Genomic DNA, 21,049 nt, shown 5'->3' with positions numbered 1-21,049 from the left:
GCTGCGAGTGAGGGCGACGAAACTGGCGCCGGTGTCGATCAGGAACCGGATTGGGCGACCGTTCACCTGCGCGTCGGCCCAGTAGTGCCCATCGGGCGCCTTCGTGACCTGGGCGTCGTTGGGGGCGCGGCTCGCATCCGCGCTGCTGATGTCGGGCGCCGCCTTCCCCGTGATCGCCGGCGCGGCAGCTGAGGCGGGGGCCGCAGCTGCAACCGGCTGAGACGCGTCGGGTGCAGGCTCGGAGACCACGCGCGCTGTCGCCGACGCATCAGCCATCTTCAGCAGCTGCTGGGCCATGCCGAGGGCGACGGCCACGGCGACGACCAGGACGAGCGCGTGCCTGAACATCGGGTACTCTGCCTGCGAGCCGCTTCTCGGCCCTTGTCGTCGATAGTCTATCGCGCTTTGCAACCGGTGAATCGCCGCGAAAAAACCTCTACGCCTCGCGAGAGCTCTCCTGCCGGCCTATCTGGCGGCGGATGGACGAGGTGGACGACGAGACCGGAGTGCACGGGCGGACCGCGCGTCCCCTGCCAACCGGCAAGGTGCTCGGCTTCGTCTTCGACCAGTGGATGCGCCGACCCGGCCGCTTCGCCGCCATAACCGCGCTCATGCTCGCCGGCACCCTGTGCGACCTCGCCATCCCCTGGGCGGCGGGCGCCCTGGTGGAGGCGGCCTCCCGCCCAAGTCATGTGGCGGCCGACGCCTGGCGGCAGTGGATCCTGCTGTCGGGGCTCTATTTCAGCTATTACATCCTGCGCAACCAGGCCTTCGGCCTGACCAACAGCTTTTCGGCCCGCGCCATGGAGGCGCTCACCAACACGGCCTTCGCCCGGGTGCAGGCATTTTCCTCCGACTGGCATGCCGACACCTTCTCCGGCGCCACGGTACGGCGGGTGAGCCGGGCCATGTGGGGCTATGACGTGGTCACCGACAGCATCTTCTTTGTGCTGGGTCCAGGCTTCGTGGTGCTGTTCGGCCTGGCGGTGAGCATGGCGCTTCGCTGGCCACTGGCGGGGCTGTTCTGCGGCGTGCTGTTCGTGGTCTTCATCGGCTACAACCTGGGGGTCACCTCTCGCGTCATCCGCCCCGTGAACCTCGTCTCCAACGCGCTCGACACCCGCATCGGGGCACATCTCGCCGATGCCATCGGCGGCAATCCGGTGGTCAAGGCCTTCGGGGCGGAGGCGCGGGAGACCGCCCACTTCTCGCGGGTGACCGCGGAGTGGCGGGCGGCCACCATCCGCACCTGGAACGCCTTCAACTGGGCGGGGCTCGGCCAGAACCTGCTGATGTGGGTGCTGCAGGGCGGGCTCACCGGCATGATCGTCTGGGCCTGGGCGCATCACCGGGCCAGCGCCGGGGACGTGGCCTTCGCCCTGACCTCCTTCACGCTGATGAGCGGCTATCTGCGCAACTTTTCCGAGACGCTGCGCAACCTGCAGAAAGGTCTGGACGACGTGCTCGACGTCGCCGCCTACATGCAGACCGAGCCGCAAGTGGCCGACGTCGCCGGCGCGCCCGAGTACAGGGCGCCGGTGCGCGGCGCGCGCGGCGGGATCGTCTTCGACCGCGTGACCTTCCGCTACAAGGGCCAGACCCGCTCCATCTTCGACCGCTTCTCACTCGACATCGCACCGGGCGAACGAGTCGCCTTGGTGGGTCCGACCGGGTCCGGCAAGTCGACCTTCGTCAAGCTGATCCAGCGCCTCTACGACCTGGACGGCGGCCGCATCCTGATCGACGGGACCGACATCGCCGCGGTCACCCAGGGCTCGGTCCGCCGCGCCGTCGCGCTCGTTCCCCAGGATCCGGCCCTGTTCCATCGCAGCCTGTCTGAGAACATCTCCTATGGACGTCCCGACGCCACCCAGGACGAGATCGTGGCGGCCGCGAGGCGCGCCCGTGCCCACGACTTCATCGCCCGTCTGCCCAGAGGTTACGACACGCTGGTCGGCGAGCGCGGGGTGAAGCTTTCCGGCGGCGAGCGCCAGCGGGTGGCGATCGCCCGCGCCTTCCTGGCCGACGCGCCCATCCTGGTGCTGGACGAGGCGACCTCCTCGCTTGACGTAGAGACGGAACGCCAGGTGCAGGCGGCGAGCGAGGCGCTGATGGCCGGACGCACAACCATCGTCATCGCCCACCGGCTCTCCACCATCCGCGAGGCCGACCGCATCCTGGTGTTCGAGGATGGCCGGATCGTGGAGGAGGGCGGTCATGGAGAGCTTGTGGCGCAAGGCGGCGCCTACGCCCGGCTGCATCAATTGACCCAAGCGTAAACGTGGCGCCCCTACGGTGCTTGTGTGCATCGCAGCAACATCTTATCCATTGACGGTGACCGATATTCTCAGCGCCGGCCGAACTCGGCTTCCTGCCGCGCGCAAGGCGAATCGATGAGCGAGATCAAGACGGTCGGCGTGGTTGGCGCGGGCCAGATGGGCACAGGCATCAGCCACGTCTGCGCTTTGGCGGGCTACGATGTCCGGCTGCACGACCTGGACGCCGCCCGCAGCCAGACCGCCCTGGAGCTCGTGCACGCCAAGCTGGACCGTCAGGCGGCGAAGGGTGCGGTTGATCCCGGCGCCGTCGCCTCCACCCTCTCGCGCATCCAAAGCAACGCCACCCTTGAGGAGGTCGGCGCTGTCGACCTTCTGATCGAGGCCACCACAGAGAACGAGGAGGTGAAGAAGGCGGCCTTCCGCAGCCTCACTCCGCACCTCGCGCCCCAGACCATCCTGGCCTCGAACACATCCTCTATCTCGATCACCCGGCTGGCCTCGGTCACCGACCGGCCCGAGCGGTTCATCGGGCTGCACTTCATGTATCCCGCCCCGCTGATGAAGCTGGTGGAGATCATCCGCGGTATCGCCACCGATGCGCCGACCTACGAAGCCGCTGTCGCCTTCGCCCGCAGCCTCGGCAAGACCACCGCCAACGCCGAGGACTTTCCGGCCTTCATCGTCAACCGCGTCCTGGCCCCGATGATCAACGAAGCGGTCTACACCCTCTACGAGGGCGTGGGCACCGTGGACGCCATCGATACAGCCATGCGCCTGGGCGCCAACCATCCCATGGGCCCGCTTGAGCTGGGCGACTTCATCGGATTGGACACGGTGCTTGCCATCATGAACGTGCTGTACGACGGCCTAGCCGACAGCAAGTACCGGCCCTGTCCCCTGCTGGTGAAATATGTCGAGGCCGGCTGGCTCGGCAAGAAGACTGGGCGAGGCTTCTATGACTACAGAGGGGAGACCCCGGTCCCCACGCGTTGAGGGCGTCGAACTGGCAAGCGCGTCTTCCCACAGGCCATCCGGACAAAGTCGATACAGCCAACGTGACGGCGTTCAACCCTCGGGAGGTCGGGCGGCCTTTATCAACCGCCTATGAGCCGATCCGGAAGAAGTTGGATGGTCAGAATCGGTTGCGATTGCTTGGCCGCCTGAGCCGAAGAGCGCCCATTTGGAAGCCTGAGCACCGTCGTGCAGCGGATCGTCGAGGCTTCCGATATCCCAGCGACCTGACCGATGTGGCATGGGCGCTGGTGGAGGCGCTGATCCCCCCGGCGAGGCTGAGTGGTCGCCCGCGGAAGGTGAATGTTCGAGAGGTCTTGAACGCGATCTTCTACGTCCCTCTATGGGATGTCAGTGGGCTAAGAAGAACCGAAGGCCCACCATGGCGCCGTTGACGCTGCCCGGCGCCAGACCGCTTTCCACCAGGTGCAGGCGAAAGGTCCGCACATCCTCGACCGTCAACTCCGAGGGCGTCTTGTTGCAGTACCGGCAGCAGGTGCGGACCGATCGGATGTAGACCTGCTGCTTCCCCCTCACTGAGGTTGCGCACGGTTATATCTTCAAGCATTCTGCGGCGTAGCGGGTGCATAACCTCTTCCGTTATCGCTCGTCTCCTGTTTTGGAGAGGACGTGGCCCATCCACGTTCTTCTTCAGAGAGGAGGCTCCCGCTCCCCATCTAAACTGGCGCAATACTAACGGTTTAGTACATGGGTGCACCACGTCTGCTTCCCAACGCAAATCCTGGGGCCGAGAGGATGGGCTCCCGGCAGGAGATGCCTGATCGCCGGCAACCCCGCCGGGGCTGTCGATCGCGATCGTCCGGCGGTTCGAGCGCGAGCGTCACTCCGAGACTGAGGGGGTTTCTGCGCCGGTCGCGCCTGCAGACGCTGCGCCAGGCGAGCGGCCCGAGCGTCGGCTGGAAGCGGCAGGAAGAGGTCCTCAGAGCGGGCCGTTCGGATCAGATCCACCAACACACCTGCAAGCCGATCCTGTTCCGGGAGCGCGGGCGCCAGCATGCTGATCCGTACGATGTGGACGATCAACTCCCTGAGCAGCGGCGCAACCTCCAGCACGGCGGGCTCCTCGGAGACGAGGGCGCTTCTTGGTGGAGCGACGTAGATCGTGCGCATGGCGACCTCGCCTTGCATTTCAATGCTGTGCTCCACGCCGGCCGGAAGCCAGATCGCCTTCGTCGCAGGCGCCAGCCAGACCATGGCGCGGGTCGCCACATGCATGACCCCTGAACAGGCGAAGACCGGCTGACGCCGAGGCTGGCGGTGTCGAGCTATGACGGCGCCGCCTTTCAAGGTGATGGCTAGGGAACGGATGTCGACGCCGTCACCGATTTACGTCAATCGAAGACGCCCGGCCCGTACTGCATGGCCCCGACTAGATAACCTTACGGGTCCTCAAAATAGATGAGCTCCCCCACGCCTTCGATCTGATAGGGCTGCATGACGATCTTTCCGCCGCCGGCTTCCGCGGCCGCGATGGTCGCCTTCAGGTCGTCCACGCCAATGCTAGCCTCGTACCCTGCCATCCGCACGCCTGGGACAAGTTCCCGCCGCTCCTGCAGCACCGAGCAGTCCGGACCCGGCATTTTTCATCTGGTAGAAGTTTGGCGGCCCCCAGGGATTGAAGCGCCAGCCGAACACGCCCTCGTAGAAGCGTTTCGCGTGCTGCACGTCGTCTGCGTTGATGGCGAAGTGTTGGAACGTGGCGGCCATGTCGTATTCCCTGGCGCTGACAGGCCGTACCGAAGCTGCTTCTGACGCGCTTACGCGACAACGCCGAAATGTTTCCATCACGCGCCAATGATCGCAAGAATGACGAAGCCGGCTGGGGCCGCCGCAGCAGAGGGACAAGTGCACCTGGAGCGCGCTGCCCATCCTGAGCAGAGTGTGGCGGCCCATGAGCAGCGGCAGGTGACGTCTGTCACTTGTCGGATCAGCTGGAACAGCCATCCTTGCGCAGCAGCGGAGGAGGCCGGTGTGCGGCACGCGTATTGAAGCTGGTGGGGAGAGACCCTGCGAACTTGAGGAAGGTCGCTCCCCCGGAGCGACGTCCGTCGCCGCCCAAGCTGGCCGGTCGGCTGGTCTGGCTGGCTTACCTCGCCCTCTATTTCACGCCATGGCTGTTCCGGCCGCCCCGCCCACCAGAGCTAGCCGCCGGGCTCGTCGGCACGACGATATTTCTAGCCATCTACGCCGACGGGCTACGGACGCGACGCTCGCCGATGCTTCACGCCCTGGCGTCAGCAGGCGTTGGCTTTGCGCTCAGTCCCTTCGGCGGCGCCTGGAGCGTTTTCAACGTCTACGGCGCCTCGTTCGCCGCCAGGATGAGGCCCAGGCGTCGCGCGACCGTGATGCTGGTCGGCCTGCAACTGGCGCTCGCGGCGTTCGGGCTGGCGACCCATCAGCCCTGGCCGGCCTGGGTATCGGGCATCTTCTTCGGTGCTCTGATCGGCTTCGGCGTGCTCTGGCAGAGCGAGCTGGAGGAGAAGAACCGCCAGCTCGAGCAGGCGCAGGGCGAGGTGCGCGCCCTGGCCACTGCGGCCGAGCGGGAACGGATCGCCCGGGATTTACACGATCTGCTCGGCCATACCCTGACCTTGGTCGCCGTCAAGGCCGACCTCGCCCAGCGGCTTTGCGACCGTGACCTGGACGCGGCGCGACGCGAGATGCAGGAGCTCGCCGCCATCGCCCGAGACGCCTTGGTCGAGGTGCGTACCGCCGTGGTCGGCATGAAGGGCGCGAGCCTCGCCGCCGAGGTCGAGCGGGCGCAGCGCGCCCTGTCTGCCGCGGGCGTGCAGGTGCAGGTGCAGGTGCGCAACCAGGTCGTGGACGGCGATCCGCAGCGGGAGGCCGTCATCACCATGGCCTTGCGGGAGGCCGTGACCAATGTGATCCGCCATGCCCATGCCAGGGTCTGCACGATCGGCGTGGAGTCCACGCCGGACGGAGAGATGAAGCTGAGTGTCACCGATGATGGACGCGGCGGCGCGGTGGCGGAGGGATTCGGGCTGTCTGGCATGAGGATCCGCCTGGAGGCCGCAGGCGGCAGTCTCAGGGTGGAGAGCGGCCGCGAGGGCCTCCAGCTGACCGCGAGCCTGCCGGCAGGCGCAGGCCGGCGGGCATGATCCGCGTCGTCATTGCCGAAGACCAAGCCCTGGTGCTCGGTGCGCTTGCCGCGCTGCTGGACCTGGAGGACGATCTGGACGTGGTCGGCCGCGCGCCAGATGGCCAGCGGGCGCTGGAGCTCGTCCTGGCCCTGCAGCCCGACATCCTGGTCTCGGACGTCGAGATGCCTGAGCTGAGCGGCATTGAGGTCGCAGCGCGGCTGCAGGCGCAGCGCTCACCCACACGAGTCCTGATCGTCACCACTTTCGGACGGGCGGGCTATCTTCGCCGCGCGCTGGACGCAGGCGTGCGCGGATATCTACTGAAGGATGCGCCCAGCGCCGAGCTGGCCGCTGCCGTGCGCACGGTCGTCGCCGGCGGCAAGGCCATCTCGCCCCACCTGGCGGAAGCTGTCTGGGACACCCCGGCCGACCCGCTGAGCGAGCGCGAGCGGGCGATCCTGAGGCTGGCGGAGGAGGGCCGCTCCAACCGCGCAATCGCCTTAGCGCTCGGCCTGTCGGTGGGCACCGTCCGCAACTACCTCTCCGAAGCCGCCCAGAAGCTGGGGGCGGCCAACAGGATCGAGGCAGGCCGCATTGCCCGCTCCAACGGCTGGCTCTGATCGCTCCACACGAGCCCAACGAGGCCGGTGACTTTCGTCACCTTTTGGAGATGACGGCGGACACTGACGGCCAGCTCTGATCGCGCTCAAGCTCCTGTCATCGAGAGAAGGAGACGATCATGACGGACTTGGTGGTGGAGCAGGGCGCGCGCCTGAACGAACAGAGCGAGGCTGCCGCCCTCGGCAAACCGCTGGATCAGGTCCTTGGCTATATGCGCAAGAACGGGGTCAAGCTTGGGACCGAAGTCCTGGTCAACTTCGTCCTGCCCTATGTCATCTATGACCAGGCCAAGCCCACACTGGGCGACGTCAATGCGCTGATCGCCTCCTCGGGACCGCCGGTCGTCTGGAGCCTTGTGGAGTTCGCCCGTCGCCGCAGGGTCGACGCCCTGTCAATGCTGGTTCTCGGCGGCATCGTGCTGTCGGTGCTGGCCGTCTTCGGCGGCGGTTCGGTGCATCTGCTGCAACTGCGCGAGAAGCTCGTCACGGTGCTGATCGGCATGGTCTTCCTCGGCTCGGCGGCCATCGGACGACCGCTGGTCTATCAGCTCGCCCGCGCTCGCATGATGCGGAGCAGGTCATCGGAACTGGCCGCTTTCGAGGGGCTCCGCGACAACGCGTTCTTCCGCCGATCCATGACGCTGATGACCCTGGTGTGGGGCTTCGGCCTGGTGGGCGAGGCGGCGCTCTCCTGCACCTTGGTCTATACGATCAGCGTTCGCGAGTACCTGGTCGTTGGGCCGATCATGGGCAACGCCACCATGGGCGCGCTCGGGCTCTGGACCTTCTGGTACAGCCGACGCCAGCGGCGGCTGGGGCAGGCCCGACGCGAAGCGCTTGCAGCCACGACTTCGCACCCAAGCCTTCGACTGTAGATCGCAGGAACAACGTTCATCCCGATCTCCGAATTCGGCTCAGAACGGAAGAAGGCCGCTCGACGATGGCACGCGCTACGAGCGCGACGACGTCGCGGGGTTGGTGTGGATCGATTTCTGGCGACCGACCAACATGGCGGGACCGCTCGAACACATGCCGCTCGCGCTGTGCGATCCGACCAGCGTCAACGCGGACGACCGCAACGGAATGACGGGCACCGCGCCGCACGGGGGGGAGTCCTATGATCTTTCGCACCGGTTTAACCCCCGGTTAGAGCTTGCAGATGACGCGGACCCAAGCCGTTCGCGCGTTTAACAGGTAGAACGACTCGCTGCCGAATTCGCTCGATGTCACCGGCGGACGCCGGTTGGTCAGGTTCTCGCCTTCCAGGGCGATGCCGTAGCGGCCGAAGCGATAGCCCAGCGTCGCCGCCACGGTCGCATAGCCGCCGACGGGGGCTGTGTTCTCCTCGTCGAGGTAGCGCCGGCCGATGTAGTTGACCACCACCGCGCCGTTCAGCCCCCGGGGGGGCGTGTAGAGCAGCCCGCCGGAGGCGAGGATGTGCGGCGAGAGGGGAAGCTGGTTACCGCCGACATCGACCGACAGGCCCGAGTCCGGATCGGCGAACAGGTACTGGGTGAACTTGGCGTCGTGGTAGGCGAAGTTGCCCGCCAGCGAGAGGTCCCGGACCACCTCCCAGCGCGTCTCAAGCTCCACGCCGCGCAGGCGCTCGCCGGCGGCGTTGGCCAGGTCGCCGGAGGGCGTCGCCACCACCAGGTTGCTGAAATCGAGCTGGAATAGTTCGGCTTGGTAGGTCAGCCGGCCGGCATCCACCGCGCCCTTCAGCCCGGCCTCGTAGCTCTTCGCGGTTTCCGGCATCAGGATGGTCGGGGTGTAGTCCGGCCCGAAGTCGAGCGCCGACGGCTTGAAGGCGTTACGGAAGTCGGCATAGGCGACCAGCTCGTCCGGGCCGTCGCGCCAGGCGCGATAGCTGGCGCCGACGGTTTCGGTCGGCCGCACGACCGTGCGGCTCGCGGTCTGGCTGTCGAGTTCAGGCGGCGGGGTGTTGAAGTCGCTGGAGATCTTGTGCTCGTAGGTCTCGTTGAGACGCAGGCCCGCGGTGACGTCCCACCGGACGCCCGGCTTCCAGTCGAGCTGGGCGTACTGCCCGGCGAACACCCGGTCATCGTTGAGGTTGCCGATCTCGTTGACGGCGATCTGCGAGGTGACGGGCGGCAGGACCGAGCCGTCTAGGGGCACGGTGTAGCCGCTGTTGCCGTTGCGCGTCGTCTGCTGGCCATGGCCGTAGAGCAGGTCGGCGCCCACAGTCAGGACGCTCGGACCGAAGGTATTGGTTAGGTGGGTGTCCACGTAGTCGTCGTCGATATGGCGGTCCTGGTCCTGGCTGTCCGCGGCGCCGCTAAGTTCGGGGTGCAGGAAGGCGCGGACGTCCTTGATGTCGGAATGAGCGATCGACACGAGCGTGCTCCAGTCGCCGAGCGCCGTGGGCCGCTCGTAGCCGACCTGACCGTGGTACTCGTTCTGGTTGATGCGCGCGTCGGCGGGGTTGAAGTTGGCGTTGATCGGCGTCAGGCCGGTCAGGCCCGCGCCGGAGCGGATGACCGGGCTCGGGGGCGTGTCGCGCACGAAGGTGAGGTCGGCGTCGAGGGTCAGCTTGCCGCCGCCAAGGTCAAGCGCGCCGCGGTAGAACGCCTTGCCGTTGGCGACGGCCTCCCGCTTGTCGGCGAAACCCAGGCTCTGGCCGTCGATCGCCAGGGACTGCTTGAGATCGCCGATCTGGGGCAGGACCAGCGACGCCGACCCCCGCGCCGAGTCGTATTCGCCGTAGTCGAGGTCGATCTCGTCGGCCGCCTCGCCGGCGGGATAGTGAATCTGCTGTACCACGCCGACGAAGGAGGTGGCGCCGAACATCACCGGCGCCGAGCCCTTCAGCACCTCGACGCGCTGGACATCGTTCATGTCGAGCGTGGTGATCATCGGGTTGAAGGCGCCGCCCCAGGGCACGCCGTCGACCACCAGCAGGAAGGCGTCGAACTCGTGCAGGCCCCAGAACGACGGCACCGCGCTGGAGGGGCCGGAGTCGCCGCCTGCGGGCGCCTCCACGCCCGGAACGAGGCTGAGCGCGGAGGCCAGGGTCCGGGCGTCGCGGAACCTCAGCTCCGATCCATCGACGACGGAAATGTCAGCGGGGATCTGATCGACAGGTTCGGGGGTGCGGGTAGCGGTGACCACCACGGTGGAGAGCCGCGTCGCCGGAGCCTGGGACGCCTCGCCCGACCCGTCGGATGACTGGGCCATGGCGACGCCGTGGGCCAGCAGGCAAGACACCAGAAATCCACTCGACACGTGGACCTTGCGAACAGTCATTCAGGTCTTCCCCTCTCAGCCTTATTTCGTCGATCCAGATGGGCGAGGCCGTCGCCCGCCTGCCGTCGCGCTTCCCTCGGCGGCACGTTGAAGTTGCTACGGCAGGTCCTGCCCCGGATCAGGCGCCTCGACGTTGAGCTTATCTGCGGGCGGCACGCTCACGGGCGTTCGGCCCTGGCGGACGAGAGAGACGTTCAGCGCGGCCAGCGGACCGGACTTGAAGGCGCTCCAGCGGCTCCAGGCGGCGTCGAGCTGGCCCAGGGCGTCGTCCACCACCTGGGTCTGGCCGGAGGTGGGCGCAGCGTCGGCGGCTTCCAAGTCGGACTCCACGCTGGCGAGCCGGCCGTCTATGTCGTCGAAGGCCGGTTCATTTGGTGCGGGCGGCTGGCGCAGGCCGCTGGCGATGGCGCGGACCTGGTCCGGCAGCAGGGCGGCGCGGTCGTCGCGGGCGGTGCGCCCGGAGGTCGGCTCGGACGTAGCCGCAGCCACAGCCGCAGCCGGGAACAACACATCCAGCCGCGCCTTCACCGCCCTGGTCTCGCCATAGCCCTTGCGCGCCCGCGCCAGACCGGCGCCGATGCGCTGAGACAGCGCCAGCGACGCCTGCAGGTCGGCGGCGGAGACGCTCACCCGCGGGTCCGCCCGTACGGTGAGCGTGGCGGAGAAAGTCTGGCCGTCGGCGCGCAGCACGACCTGGTACGGGCCGGGCGTCACGTAGGGGCCGAGCGGCGCCACGGGCGTGTCGCGGCCCCAGACCGCAGCGATGGAATACTCCTGTTTGATCGCCTCAGGCCTTGGATAGCGCAGGTTCCAGACGAAGCGGTGCAGGCCGGGAGTGGCCGGGAGCGGCTCGGGCGGTCGGGTCCAGCCCATGGCGAAGTAACGCTCTGCGGCCGGCGGTTTGGGCCGGTCGTCGCTGGCGAAGCGGGCGACCCTGTGGCCTTCGGCGTCGCGGACCTCGAGCACCACTGGCATCTTGGGCGCGGAGCCCAGCCAGTAGTCGATCACCGCGCCTGCCGGCGGGTTCTCACCGAGCGGGGTCTCCGGGGGCGGCGGGGTGTCCTTGTTCTCGTCGGCGCGCACGCGTAGCGCCGGCGCGGGGCTGAACAGGTGCGCAGGCGCCGCCTCGATCGCGGGCGTGAGCTGGCGCAGGACGCTGAGGTCGTCCAGCGTCCAGAGGGCTCGGCCCTGGGTGGCGGCGATCAGGTCGCCGTCGTGGACCAGCAGGTCTCGCACCCAGGCGGTCGGCAGGTTCTGCTGCAGCGGGCCCCAGTGGTCGCCGTCGTCGAACGAGACGTACACGCCCGCATCCGTCCCGCCGTAGAGCAGGCCGGGGCGTATCGGGTCGGCGCGCACCACGCTGGCGACGTGGTCCGCCGGCAGGCCGGTGGTGATCGGCGTCCAAGTGTGGCCGTAATCGCGGGTGCGCAGCACGTGGGGTTGGAAGTCATCCAGCCGCTGGTCGTCCACCACCGCGTAGGCGACGCCGTCCTGGAGAGCGGAGACGTCGAGCGTGGCGACCTTGGCCCAGAGTGGCATCAAGGGCGGGGTGACGTCGCGCCACGTCGCGCCACCGTCGCGCGTCAGCTGGATCAGGCCGTCATCGGCCCCGACCCAGATTTCGCCTTCGTGCCGAGGGGAGGGCTCGACTGCCGAGATGGCGCCGTAGCCGCAGGACTTGGCGGCCTGGAGCGACACGTCGCCGTCGCAGCCGGCGGCGCCCGCCATCTTGCCGGTGAGATCGAGGCTGATCGTGGCCCAGCTCCGCCCCTGGTCGGTGGAGCGGAACAGCACCTGCGCGCCGAGATAGATCGAAGGCGTTCCCGTCCGCGAGGCGACCAGGGGCGTGACCCACAGGTAGTGGTAGCGGCTGAGCGTCGGCCGCTTGCCGTAGCTCGAGACCGGCCAGGGGGAGATGTTCTGCACCTGTCCCGTGCGGCCGTCCCACTTGCTGACCCGCCCGCCCAGGCCTGAGCCGTAGACGATCAGCGGGTCGGCGGGGTCGGGGATGTCGTAGTCCCGCTCGTCGCCGCCGACCGGATGCCAGTCCCTGAAGCTCAAGGCGCCGTAGTCGCTCCGGCTGGCGATACCCACGGTGCCGCTGTCCTGCTGTCCGGAATAGATCCAATAGGGAAAGCGGTCGTCGGCCGCCAGGTGGTAGAACTGGCCCGTCGGCTGGTTGTACCAACTGCTCCAGCTCCGGCCGCCGTTCACGCTGACCACAGCACCCTGGTCGCTGCCGGTGATGAGGTGGTCCGGGTGGCGCGGGTTGATCCAGATGTGGTGGTAGTCGTCGCCGCCTGGCGCGCCCTTGATGATCTCGCAGCGCGCGCCGCCCTGGTCGCAGCGGCGGATCGACTGGCCCACGGTGTAGACGGTGTCCGGATCGTCCGGCGCCACGGCCAGGCGGCTGGCGTACCAGCTGGTGAAGGCGGCCTCGTCGTTGACGCGGCTCCAACGCGCCCCGCCGTCGTCTGAGCGGTACAGGCCGCCGGACTTGGGGGAGTCCACCGCCGCATAGACCCGCGGTCCCGCCGCCGTGCGGGTGACGGCCAGGCCGATGCGCCCGAGCGTCCCGCCGGGCCAGCCGCCGCCCTGCAGCCGGGTCCAGCTCGCGCCCCCGTCCAGCGACTTGTAGATCGCGCTGCCCGGACCGGACACGGGCGTGAAATAGCTCTGCCAGGGATACTGGCGCGCTTCCCAGGCGGAGGCGAACAGCACCCGCGGGTCAGCCGGATCGGCGGCGATGTCCACCACGCCGGTCCAGTCGTCGAGCTTCAGCACGTGCGCCCAGGTCCGGCCCCCGTCGGTGGAGCGGTAGACGCCGCGGTCCTGACTGGGGCCGAAGAAGTGGCCCTGGGCGCCGACCAGCAGCGTGTTTGGATCGTGCGGATCGACCCAGATCTTGCCGATGTAGCGGGTGTCGTGCAGCCCGAGGTCGCTCCAGGTGGCGCCCCCGTCGCCGGATCGATAGACGCCGAGGCCTGCGGCCACGTCGTAGCGGGGCTCCGGCTGGCCGGTGCCGATGTAGATCACCCGCGGGTCCGAGGGCGCGACCGCCACCGCGCCCACCGAGGCTGCGGGACCGTGCTCGAACAGCGCGCCCCAGGTCCGCCCGGCGTCCGTGGTGCGCCAAAGGCCACCGCCCGCGGCGGCGAGATAGAAGGTGTCCGGCTGGTCGGCCACACCCTCCACCATGGTGGCCCAGCCGCCGCGGAAGGGGCCGAGCTGGCGCCAGTGCAGGTCGCCGTAGGGCGCAGCATCGGGCGTTGCGTGGACGGTGGCTGCGCCGAGCAGCAGGCCGATGACGGCGGCCGGTGCGGCGCGCTTGAAGGCGCTCATGGCGCGCCCAGCGCGTGGAGCTGCTGCTGGGCGAGCTTAAACGCCGCCTGGGCCTGGTCGAAGCCGCTGACGTCGTCGGGGGTGGGCGCGCCGTCCGCTCCGTCCACGGCGATCTCCAGCTTCACGAGGCGTGCAGAGATGTCGCTGAGCCCCGTAAGCGACGCGGGAGGGTGGCCCATCGAGTTGGCTGGATCCTGCACCGGCAGGTCGGCCACGGCATCCACCCGCGCCACCGCCTGCTCCAGGGCGGCTTTGCGAGCGGCGTCGGCGGTCTGGGCCTGCGCCGTCAAGCTCTTCTTGAGGGCCGCCGCCTTGGCGAGGGTGGCTTGGACCTGCGCCTGCGCTTGCTCGATGCGGCGGGCGAGGGCGAACTCGGCCTGGAAGGCCGCCGGATCGAGCTTCAATCTCGGATCGGGGCGGACCTCCAGCGGCTGGCGCAGGCTGCGGCCGCCCACCGTCAGCTCCACGGTATAGAGGCCTGGAGGCGCCCACACGCCAGAGGCGCTTTCCGCCTCCGCGTCGTCCCCGGCTGGCGCCGGGGGCGCGGCGTAGTGCAGGTCCCAGACGAAGCGGTGCTGGCCGGGGGCGGCGGACGGCGGGGCCGCCCTGGTCAGCCATTCAGGCGCGGCATCGATCTTGGAAAGGTCGAGAGGGGGCGCCGGATCGCTGCTGCTGAAGCGGTTCACCACCGCGCCTTGCGCGTCTTGGATGGTGATCTGGACCGGCGTGGAGGCCGGCTGGTCCAGCGTGTAGTCGATGTAGGCGCCCGGAGGCGGGTTCGGCGCCATGGGCTCGTCCTTGGGCATGGGCGTGCCGGTGAACGGCGGCTCGTGCAGGCGGACGGCGGGGGCGGGGGCGAACAGGCGCATCCCGGCGGGCGCGCCAGCGCCGGCGGCCAGAGCGCGCAAGGGCGTCATGTCGTCCATGATGTAGAAGCCGCGCCCGTGGGTGGCGATCACCAGGTCGTCACCGTGGACGGTGATGTCGCGGACCGACGTGCGCGGCAGGTCCCGCTGCAGCGGCTGCCAGTCTGCGCCATCGTCGAAGGAAACGAAGGCGCCCCGCTCCGTCCCCGCATAGAGCAGCCCGCGCCGGGCAGTGTCCTCCCGGATGACGTTCACCGAGTTCGGTGAGCCGTCGTTCGGGAGCCCGACGGTGATCGGCGTCCAGCTCCGGCCGCCGTCGCGGGTGCAGTAGAGGTAGGGCGCCGGGTCGTCCAGCCGATGCCGGTCCACCGCGATGTAGGCGACCTGGGGATCGAAGTGCGACGGCTCCACGGTCCCGACCTTGGACCAGGGGGCAAGGGCGGCCGGGGTAACGTCGTCCCAATGGCCGCCGCCGTCGCGGGCGCGCCAGACCAGGCCGTCGTCTGTGCCGGCCCAGATCAGGCCATCCTTCAGGGGCGATGTGGCGATGTCGTAGACCACGCCCCGCCGGGGACCGGTTTCGGAGGTGTCGGCGGCGGTGGGTGCGTCCAGGGTGGCGGGGACGGCGAGGGTCTTGCGGGTCAGGTCGGGGCTGATGGGCGTCCAGTGCTGGCCGCCGTCGGCGGTGCGGAAGATGCGCTGGTTGCCGAAGTAGAGGCTGTGGTCGCGGCGGCCGAACACCAGCGGCAGGGTCCAGGTGCCGCGGTAGTTGTCCGGGAAGGCCAGCGTCGGGTCGATGCTGCGGCTCTGGCCCGAGCGCAGGTCGAGCTTGTCCACCCGCCCGCCGTAGACGGTGTCCGGATCGTCCGGGTCGGGGGCGATCTCGTCGCTCTCGCCCCCGGCCGTGATCTCGCGGAAGTGGGTCATGTTGACGCCGTCGTCCTGGCCGTCGGTGCGGCTCGGAACGCCCGCGGCGCCGGAGTCCTGCTGGGCGCCATAGACGCGGTAGGGGAAGCGGTTGTCGGTGGCGACGTGGTAGAACTGGCCGGTGGGCTGGTTGAACCAGGAGCTCCAGGTGACGCCGCCGTTCAGCGTCACCAGCGTCCCCTGATCGACGCCCAGGATACGGCGGTCGGGGTTCGCGGGATCGATCCACAGGCTGTGGAAGTCGTCGCCCGTGGGGTCGCCCTTGATGGGCAGGAAGTGGGCGCCGCCGTCGTCGGAGCGCAGGATGATGGTGTCGCAGACCCAGACCCGATCGGCGTTCTTCGGGTCCGCGGTGATCCCGCCGAAGTACCAGCCGCGCTGCCAGATGCGCTTGTCGCCGCTGAGCTTGGTCCAGTTCGCCCCCGCATCGTCGGAGCGGTAGAGCCCGCCGTCCTCCACCGCGTCGACCAGGGCGAAGACGCGGTTCGGCCGCGCCGGCGTGGTGGCGAGGCCGATGTGGCCAGGCTTGTCCGGCAGACCGCGTCCGGCCAGCGAAGTCCAGCTCCGCCCCCCGTCGACGGACTTGTAGACGCCGCCGCCTGGGCCGCTCGATGGCGGATAGACGTTCCAGGGCGGCCGCCGCGTCCGCCAGAGCGAGGCGTAGACCACGTCTGGGTCGCCGGGCTGATAGGCCATGTCGATGGCCCCGGTGTCGGCGTCCTTGAACAGGGTCCGGGTCCAGGTGCGGCCGCCGTCGGCGGAGCGGAACACGCCGCGCTCGGCGTTGGGGCCGTAGGGGTGGCCGAGCGCCGCGACCAGCAGCACGTCGGGATTGTGGGAATCCACCAGAATCTTGCCGATCTGCTGGGTGTCCTTCAGCCCGATGGAGGCCCACGTGGCGCCGCCGTCAATGGACTTGAACATCCCTGAGCCCTGGGCGATGTCGGAGCGCATGTCGGCCTCGCCCGTGCCGACGTAGATCACCTGCGGCGCGGAGGGCGCGACGGCCAGGGCGCCGATGGAGCCCACCGGCTCGGCGTCGAAGATGGGGCGCCAGGTGCGGCCGGCGTCGTCGGTGCGCCAGACCCCGCCGTTCACCGCGCCGAAGTAGAAGCGCTTGGCGTCATCCGGCGCGCCCGCGACCGCCAGCACCCGCCCGCCTCGGAACGGCCCGATGGAGCGCCAGTGCAGATCCTGGAACATCAAAGGATTGACGGCGGCTCGGCCCACGCCGGCTCCTCCCGCCGAGGCGAGTAGGAGGGCGGCGAGCCTTACGAGAGATGGCCGTCCTGACATCGCAAACTCCGACCTTCGCAGGTTTAGGTTGGCCTCATAGTTGAGTCGACATGCAACAGGAGGCTGCGCCGTCCCGTCGGTAACGCCCACCGTCAGCCCCGGCGTCATGATCCGCCCTCAATGCACACTGGGATTTGACCATGTCCAGGATCACGCGAAGACCCGGCTGCGGCTTCTAAGCGCGGCGGCGTTGGCGCTGTGCCTCGTGCCGAAGCGCAATTCACCTCCGGTGCGGTCGGCGGTGACCCGTCCCGGGTGCCGGAGGCGTCAACTCCTGAGAGGACGAAGCTATCACAAGCAGGACGACGAACGAGTTTCCGTCTCAGGTGCGCGAGCGCGCGGTGCGGCTTGCGGCCGTCGAAGGAGGCCGGCATCAAACTTGACGTCCGCCTAAAGTGGCGTCGCGCGCAGCAGCAGTGCGGCTTCGGCGCTCAACGGCTTCGACATGCCGCCGGTCTTGCCGTCGGGCCAGACCACGCGGCGTTGCGCGAAAGCGATCCTACCGCGCCACCGTCGCCCTGCTGACGGCTTGGCCGTACTGGGCTGGGGCGGCGTAGGCGCCGGGCGCGGTGACGGAGGGAACCCAGCCGCCGCGCTTCAAGTCCGTCGCGATGGTGAGCGGCGCCGTGCCGCCGGCCAGACGTGCGCGGTAGACCTGCACGTTCTCCATGACCCGCATGACGTAGTCGCGGGTCTCCGAGAACGGGATGCACTCGATGAAATCTGCGGGGTCGGAATGGCCGCCCCGAGGATCGCCGCACGAGGCGATCCACTGCGGCGGCCGGCCCGGCCCGGCGTTGTAGGCCGCTGTCGCCAGTACGTAGGATCCATCGAAATCCGTGGTGAGCTGGCCCAGGAAGGCGGCGCCCAGCCTCATGTTGTAATCGGGATCGTCCAGACGGGATGCTGAATACTCGACGCCCTGACGACGGGCGACAGCGGCGGCGGTAGCGGGCATTAGCTGCATCATGCCTCGCGCGCCGACATAGGAGCGGGCCAACGGATCAAAACTCGATTCCTGGCGGGTGATGGCGAAGACGAAGGCGGGCTCCGCCAAGCCGTAACCCAGCGGCGCGGTGCGGATCGGATAGCCGCGCTGGGGCAGATACAGCCCCCGCATGGCCCCCGAGCGCACCACGCGCATGGACAGCGACTGGTCGGCATACATGCGGGTCAGGTCGACCAGCAGGGCCAGCTCCGCCGGGCTGGTGATGTCCTCCTCCGCCGCCATGGCGAAGCTGGTCAGCAACTGGTGGTCGCCGGCGTCCCCAAGCATCCGCGCTGCCTGGACGACGCTTCGGCTCTCGAAGCGGGTCTGGTCGGCGGCGGTGGGGACGGGGTCGCTCCCGAGCTCGAAACGGGCTTGGCCAATCTTGGCGGCGGAGAGCTGGCCGTAGAAGGCGGTGTAGTACTTGGCCCCTTCGCCCCAGAACAGGTTGGCGTCCATGGCGTCGCCCTTGATGAAGGCGGTGCGCCCTCGCCAGTAGTAGGCGCGGCTCATGGTGATCGGCGTGGTGGCGCCGGACTGCAGCCGGGCAAAATGCTTGTCGGCCAAGTCGGCGTTGTTCAGCTTGGTGAGCGCGATCCAGCCGGCGAAGAACTGCGCCTCGTTGGCGTCCTGGCCGGGCTGCAGGCCGTTGTCATTCGCCGCTGTGTAGGCGCCGCGGTAGTCCAGGCTCTGCAGGGCGGAAAACATCAGGGCGCGGCGTTCCGCCCAGATCGCCTTGGTGGCTTCGGGCTGCTCAGGCGTGGAAGTGGGGAAGTTCCGCACCAGGCCGGCGGCGATGGATTCCAGGTTGTGCTTGCGGTAGTAGCGCGCCCGGTCGAAGGCCAGCCCGGGGTTGTTCTGCAGACTGGCGGGGACCAAGCCCAGCAGCATGGGCGCGTCCGACCGCTCCGAGTGAAAGGCGATCCGGGCCTGGGCCAGCGCACGCTGATCCAGCGCGACCATCTCCATCAGCTGGCGAGCGGCGGAGCTGTCGCCGCTGTAGAGCAACATCTCCAACCGGGCGGCATGGTCGTCCTGGGTCAGGTAGATGCCGAAGCGAGCCAGCATCCGGCCCTGAAGCTCGGCGTCGAAGGCGCGGTTGCGCCAGAAGTGCTTCACCAGGGCGGAGGCGTCGGCCGTGCGGCCCTGCGCTTGGTAGGCTGCTACAAGTGCGATGGCGCCCTGCGCCGTCTCGGGATCGCGACCCTGGAAGATGGAGATGACCTGAGCGGGCGGGATCGAGGCCGTCTCCAGCGCCTTCTCCAGCGCCGCGCGCAGGCGCGCCGGGCGGGGCCAGCCCTCCAGATCGTGCATGGCGTTCACTAGAGTGAAGTAGTCGAGTTCCGGTCCGTCCGAATCGACCATGGCCCAGGTCACCAGCCGCTTGGCGGTGGCGTTGGTCATCTGGGCCTGCAGTCCCTGAGCGGTGGTCACGTCACCCCGTCGCGCCGCCAGCAGGGCCTGGCGCAGCAGGGCGGCGTCTGACGGCTGCAGCGAGCTGGACAGGGTCGTATAAGGGACCGCCGCAACGATGGGGGCAGGGGGCTGGACGGGTTGGGTGGCCGGCGCGTCCATGGACTGGCCGAAGGCGCCGCCGCAGGCCGCAGTCAGCAGCGTGCCGAGCAGAGCCTTTCGGCCGAGCCTCGCCGCCAGGGGGCTGGCGGCGAGCGGGGTCGTGGCCACAGGGTTGAGATCGCGGGGGGACGCCGACATGCGCTCTCCTGGTACTGAGCCGCTAGACCAGTCCTGCGCGAGACCGCTGTTGCGGGCAAGCGCTTAGGACCGATATTCTGGGCGTGGTGTTGTCACACCATTAATCATGTGCGCCAGCGTCGGCCTTGGCGACCGGTTGACGTCGCAAGTGCAGGAATCCGGCACCTATGCCCCAGCCATTGTTCAAGGGCGTCGTCACCGCCCTGGTCACCCCGTTCCGGGACGGGGCGGTGGACGAGGACGCCTTCGTGCGCCTGGTGGAGCGCCAGGTCGCCGCCGGCGTGCATGGCGTCGCCCCGGTCGGCACCACGGGGGAAAAGTCGACCCTGACCCATGACGAACACCGCCGCGTGGTGGAGCTGTGCGTGGCCACCGCCGCCGGACGCACGCCCGTGATCGTCGGCTGCGGCTCCAACGCGACGGCCGAGGCGATCGAGCTGGTGCGTCATGCCAAGACGGTGGGCGCGGACGCCGCCTTGGTGGTCACGCCCTACTACAACCGGCCGAGCCAGGAGGGCCTCTACGCCCACTACGCCGCCCTGAACGAGGCTGTGCAGCTGCCTCTGATCGTCTACAACGTGCCGAGCCGCACGGCCGGAGACATCTCCAACGACACCCTGGCCCGGCTGGCCAGGCTGCCCAACATCGTGGGGGTGAAGGACGCTACCGGCGATCTGGCGCGCGCGAGCCTGATGCGGCTGATGTGCGGGGAGGACTTCGTCATGTTCTCCGGCGACGATCCCAGCGCGCTCGGCTACATGGCCCATGGCGGACACGGCTGCATCTCGGTCACTTCCAACGTGGCGCCTGAGGCGTGCGTCGCCTTCATGGAGGCGGCCATGGCGGGCGACTTCGCCGCGGCCCTGCGGTGGCAGGACCGCCTGGTGAAGCTGCACAAGGCGCTGTTTGCCGACGCCTCGCCGTCGCCGACCAAGTTCGCGCTGTCTGAACTCGGGTTCTGCACACCGGATGTACGTCTGCCGATCACGCCCTGCGCTGAAGCGGCGCGCCCACTGGTCCGCGACGCCATGCGGCAGGCGGGGGTCGGCTCATGACCAAGCCGCCGCCCTCCACCCAAAAGCTGATCGCGGAAAACCGCCGCGCGCGCTACGACTACTTCATTGAGGAGACGCTGGAGGCGGGTCTGTCGCTCACAGGCTCCGAGGTGAAGTCGCTCCGTCTGGGCCGCGCCAACGTGGCGGAGTCCTACGCCGCGGTCGAGGGGCGCGAGCTGATCCTGGTCAACGCCTACATCCCTGAATACGCCGCCGCCTCGCGATTCAACCACGAGCCGCGCCGGCCGCGGAAACTGCTGATGCACAGGCGCCAGATCGACCGCCTGCTGGGTTCGGTGAACCGGGAGGGGCGGACCCTGATCCCCATGCGGCTGTACTGGAACGACAAGGGGTTGGCCAAGCTGGAGCTGGCGGTCGCCAAGGGGAAGAAGAACCACGACAAGCGTGAGGCGGAGGCCGACCGCGACTGGCAGCGCGACAAGGCGCGGCTGATGCGGGAGAGAGGCTGAGGCCGCAGCGGGACCAAAATCCTGGCCCTTCGACAAGCTCAGGAGGATTCCTAATGGAGATTTTCGCGGCGGCAGGGGTCGAGGGACGCGGCGCTC

The 21,049-nt window shown here is 68.8% G+C and carries 15 protein-coding genes and 1 pseudogene; 9 read left to right on the top strand and 7 right to left on the bottom strand.

Features of this window, described 5'->3' with window-relative positions:
* On the bottom strand, window positions 1-348 hold a 348-nt coding region (locus HUV06_RS01535), incomplete at its 3' end, for an aspartyl protease family protein (RefSeq protein WP_254600820.1).
* A gap of 131 nt (window positions 349-479) precedes the next feature.
* Here HUV06_RS01535 and HUV06_RS01530 point away from each other — a divergent pair.
* The 3 genes and pseudogenes from HUV06_RS01530 to HUV06_RS16165 all read left to right on the top strand — a co-directional run.
* Entirely contained in the window at window positions 480-2,279 is a 1,800-nt protein-coding gene (locus HUV06_RS01530; RefSeq protein ID WP_174299506.1) for an ABC transporter ATP-binding protein, read from the top strand.
* Between the two features lie 114 nt (window positions 2,280-2,393).
* On the top strand, window positions 2,394-3,272 hold the full coding sequence (locus HUV06_RS01525; protein WP_174299505.1) for a 3-hydroxybutyryl-CoA dehydrogenase: 879 nt from the start codon (window positions 2,394-2,396) through the stop codon (window positions 3,270-3,272).
* Between the two features lie 185 nt (window positions 3,273-3,457).
* A pseudogene (locus tag HUV06_RS16165) lies at window positions 3,458-3,648 on the top strand (transposase); the annotation flags it as partial.
* Here the strand turns inward: HUV06_RS16165 and HUV06_RS01515 are convergent.
* Window positions 3,642-3,827 carry a phage integrase N-terminal SAM-like domain-containing protein gene (locus HUV06_RS01515; protein ID WP_174299503.1) on the bottom strand — a complete coding sequence of 62 codons (186 nt, stop codon included), beginning with the start codon at window positions 3,825-3,827 and terminating at the stop codon, window positions 3,642-3,644. The pseudogene HUV06_RS16165 and the gene HUV06_RS01515 sit on opposite strands and share 7 nt — an antisense overlap.
* Window positions 3,828-4,419: 592 nt before the next feature.
* Between HUV06_RS01515 and HUV06_RS16410 the strand changes: the two genes are divergently transcribed.
* Entirely contained in the window at window positions 4,420-4,554 is a 135-nt protein-coding gene (locus HUV06_RS16410) for a hypothetical protein (RefSeq protein WP_256429985.1), read from the top strand.
* A gap of 136 nt (window positions 4,555-4,690) precedes the next feature.
* On the opposite strand, the gene HUV06_RS15935 is transcribed toward HUV06_RS16410, so the two are convergent.
* Window positions 4,691-4,891, bottom strand: coding sequence for a VOC family protein (locus HUV06_RS15935; protein WP_217433585.1), 201 nt, complete (start codon window positions 4,889-4,891; stop codon window positions 4,691-4,693).
* 435 nt (window positions 4,892-5,326) lie between these two features.
* Between HUV06_RS15935 and HUV06_RS01505 the strand changes: the two genes are divergently transcribed.
* The 3 genes from HUV06_RS01505 to HUV06_RS01495 all read left to right on the top strand — a co-directional run bounded on the left by HUV06_RS01505 (window position 5,327) and on the right by HUV06_RS01495 (window position 7,907).
* Window positions 5,327-6,430 (top strand): sensor histidine kinase, encoded by a 1,104-nt coding sequence (locus HUV06_RS01505; RefSeq protein WP_254600819.1) that lies wholly within the window; start codon window positions 5,327-5,329, stop codon window positions 6,428-6,430.
* Window positions 6,427-7,032 carry a response regulator transcription factor gene (locus tag HUV06_RS01500; protein ID WP_174299501.1) on the top strand — a complete coding sequence of 202 codons (606 nt, stop codon included), beginning with the start codon at window positions 6,427-6,429 and terminating at the stop codon, window positions 7,030-7,032. The genes HUV06_RS01505 and HUV06_RS01500 overlap by 4 nt, the downstream gene beginning before the upstream one ends.
* A gap of 119 nt (window positions 7,033-7,151) precedes the next feature.
* On the top strand, window positions 7,152-7,907 hold the full coding sequence (locus HUV06_RS01495; RefSeq protein ID WP_174299500.1) for a VC0807 family protein: 756 nt from the start codon (window positions 7,152-7,154) through the stop codon (window positions 7,905-7,907).
* Window positions 7,908-8,178: 271 nt separating this feature from the next.
* On the opposite strand, the gene HUV06_RS01490 is transcribed toward HUV06_RS01495, so the two are convergent.
* The 4 genes from HUV06_RS01490 to HUV06_RS01475 all read right to left on the bottom strand — a co-directional run bounded on the left by HUV06_RS01490 (window position 8,179) and on the right by HUV06_RS01475 (window position 19,428).
* Window positions 8,179-10,296, bottom strand: a complete 2,118-nt coding sequence (locus HUV06_RS01490; RefSeq protein WP_174299499.1) for a TonB-dependent receptor — start codon at window positions 10,294-10,296, stop codon at window positions 8,179-8,181.
* Between the two features lie 96 nt (window positions 10,297-10,392).
* A complete protein-coding gene (locus tag HUV06_RS01485) occupies window positions 10,393-13,638 on the bottom strand; it encodes a sialidase family protein (RefSeq protein ID WP_174299498.1) in 3,246 nt (1,081 codons plus the stop codon).
* A complete protein-coding gene (locus HUV06_RS01480; RefSeq protein ID WP_174299497.1) occupies window positions 13,635-16,661 on the bottom strand; it encodes a hypothetical protein in 3,027 nt (1,008 codons plus the stop codon). Before HUV06_RS01480 ends, HUV06_RS01485 begins: the two co-directional genes overlap by 4 nt.
* Before the next feature lie 565 nt (window positions 16,662-17,226).
* Window positions 17,227-19,428, bottom strand: a complete 2,202-nt coding sequence (locus HUV06_RS01475) for a lytic transglycosylase domain-containing protein (protein ID WP_174299496.1) — start codon at window positions 19,426-19,428, stop codon at window positions 17,227-17,229.
* Window positions 19,429-19,595: 167 nt separating this feature from the next.
* Between HUV06_RS01475 and dapA the strand changes: the two genes are divergently transcribed.
* Window positions 19,596-20,483: a 4-hydroxy-tetrahydrodipicolinate synthase gene (gene dapA, locus HUV06_RS01470; RefSeq protein WP_174299495.1), complete on the top strand. Its 888-nt coding sequence runs from the start codon at window positions 19,596-19,598 to the stop codon at window positions 20,481-20,483.
* A complete protein-coding gene (gene smpB, locus HUV06_RS01465; protein WP_174299494.1) occupies window positions 20,480-20,953 on the top strand; it encodes an SsrA-binding protein SmpB in 474 nt (157 codons plus the stop codon). Before dapA ends, smpB begins: the two co-directional genes overlap by 4 nt.
* Window positions 20,954-21,049 lie beyond the last annotated feature (96 nt).

The organism is Caulobacter sp. S45, assembly GCF_903642205.1.
In the GTDB taxonomy this organism is placed as follows: domain Bacteria; phylum Pseudomonadota; class Alphaproteobacteria; order Caulobacterales; family Caulobacteraceae; genus CAHJWH01.
This window is presented reverse-complemented; position numbering and strand designations above follow the sequence as displayed.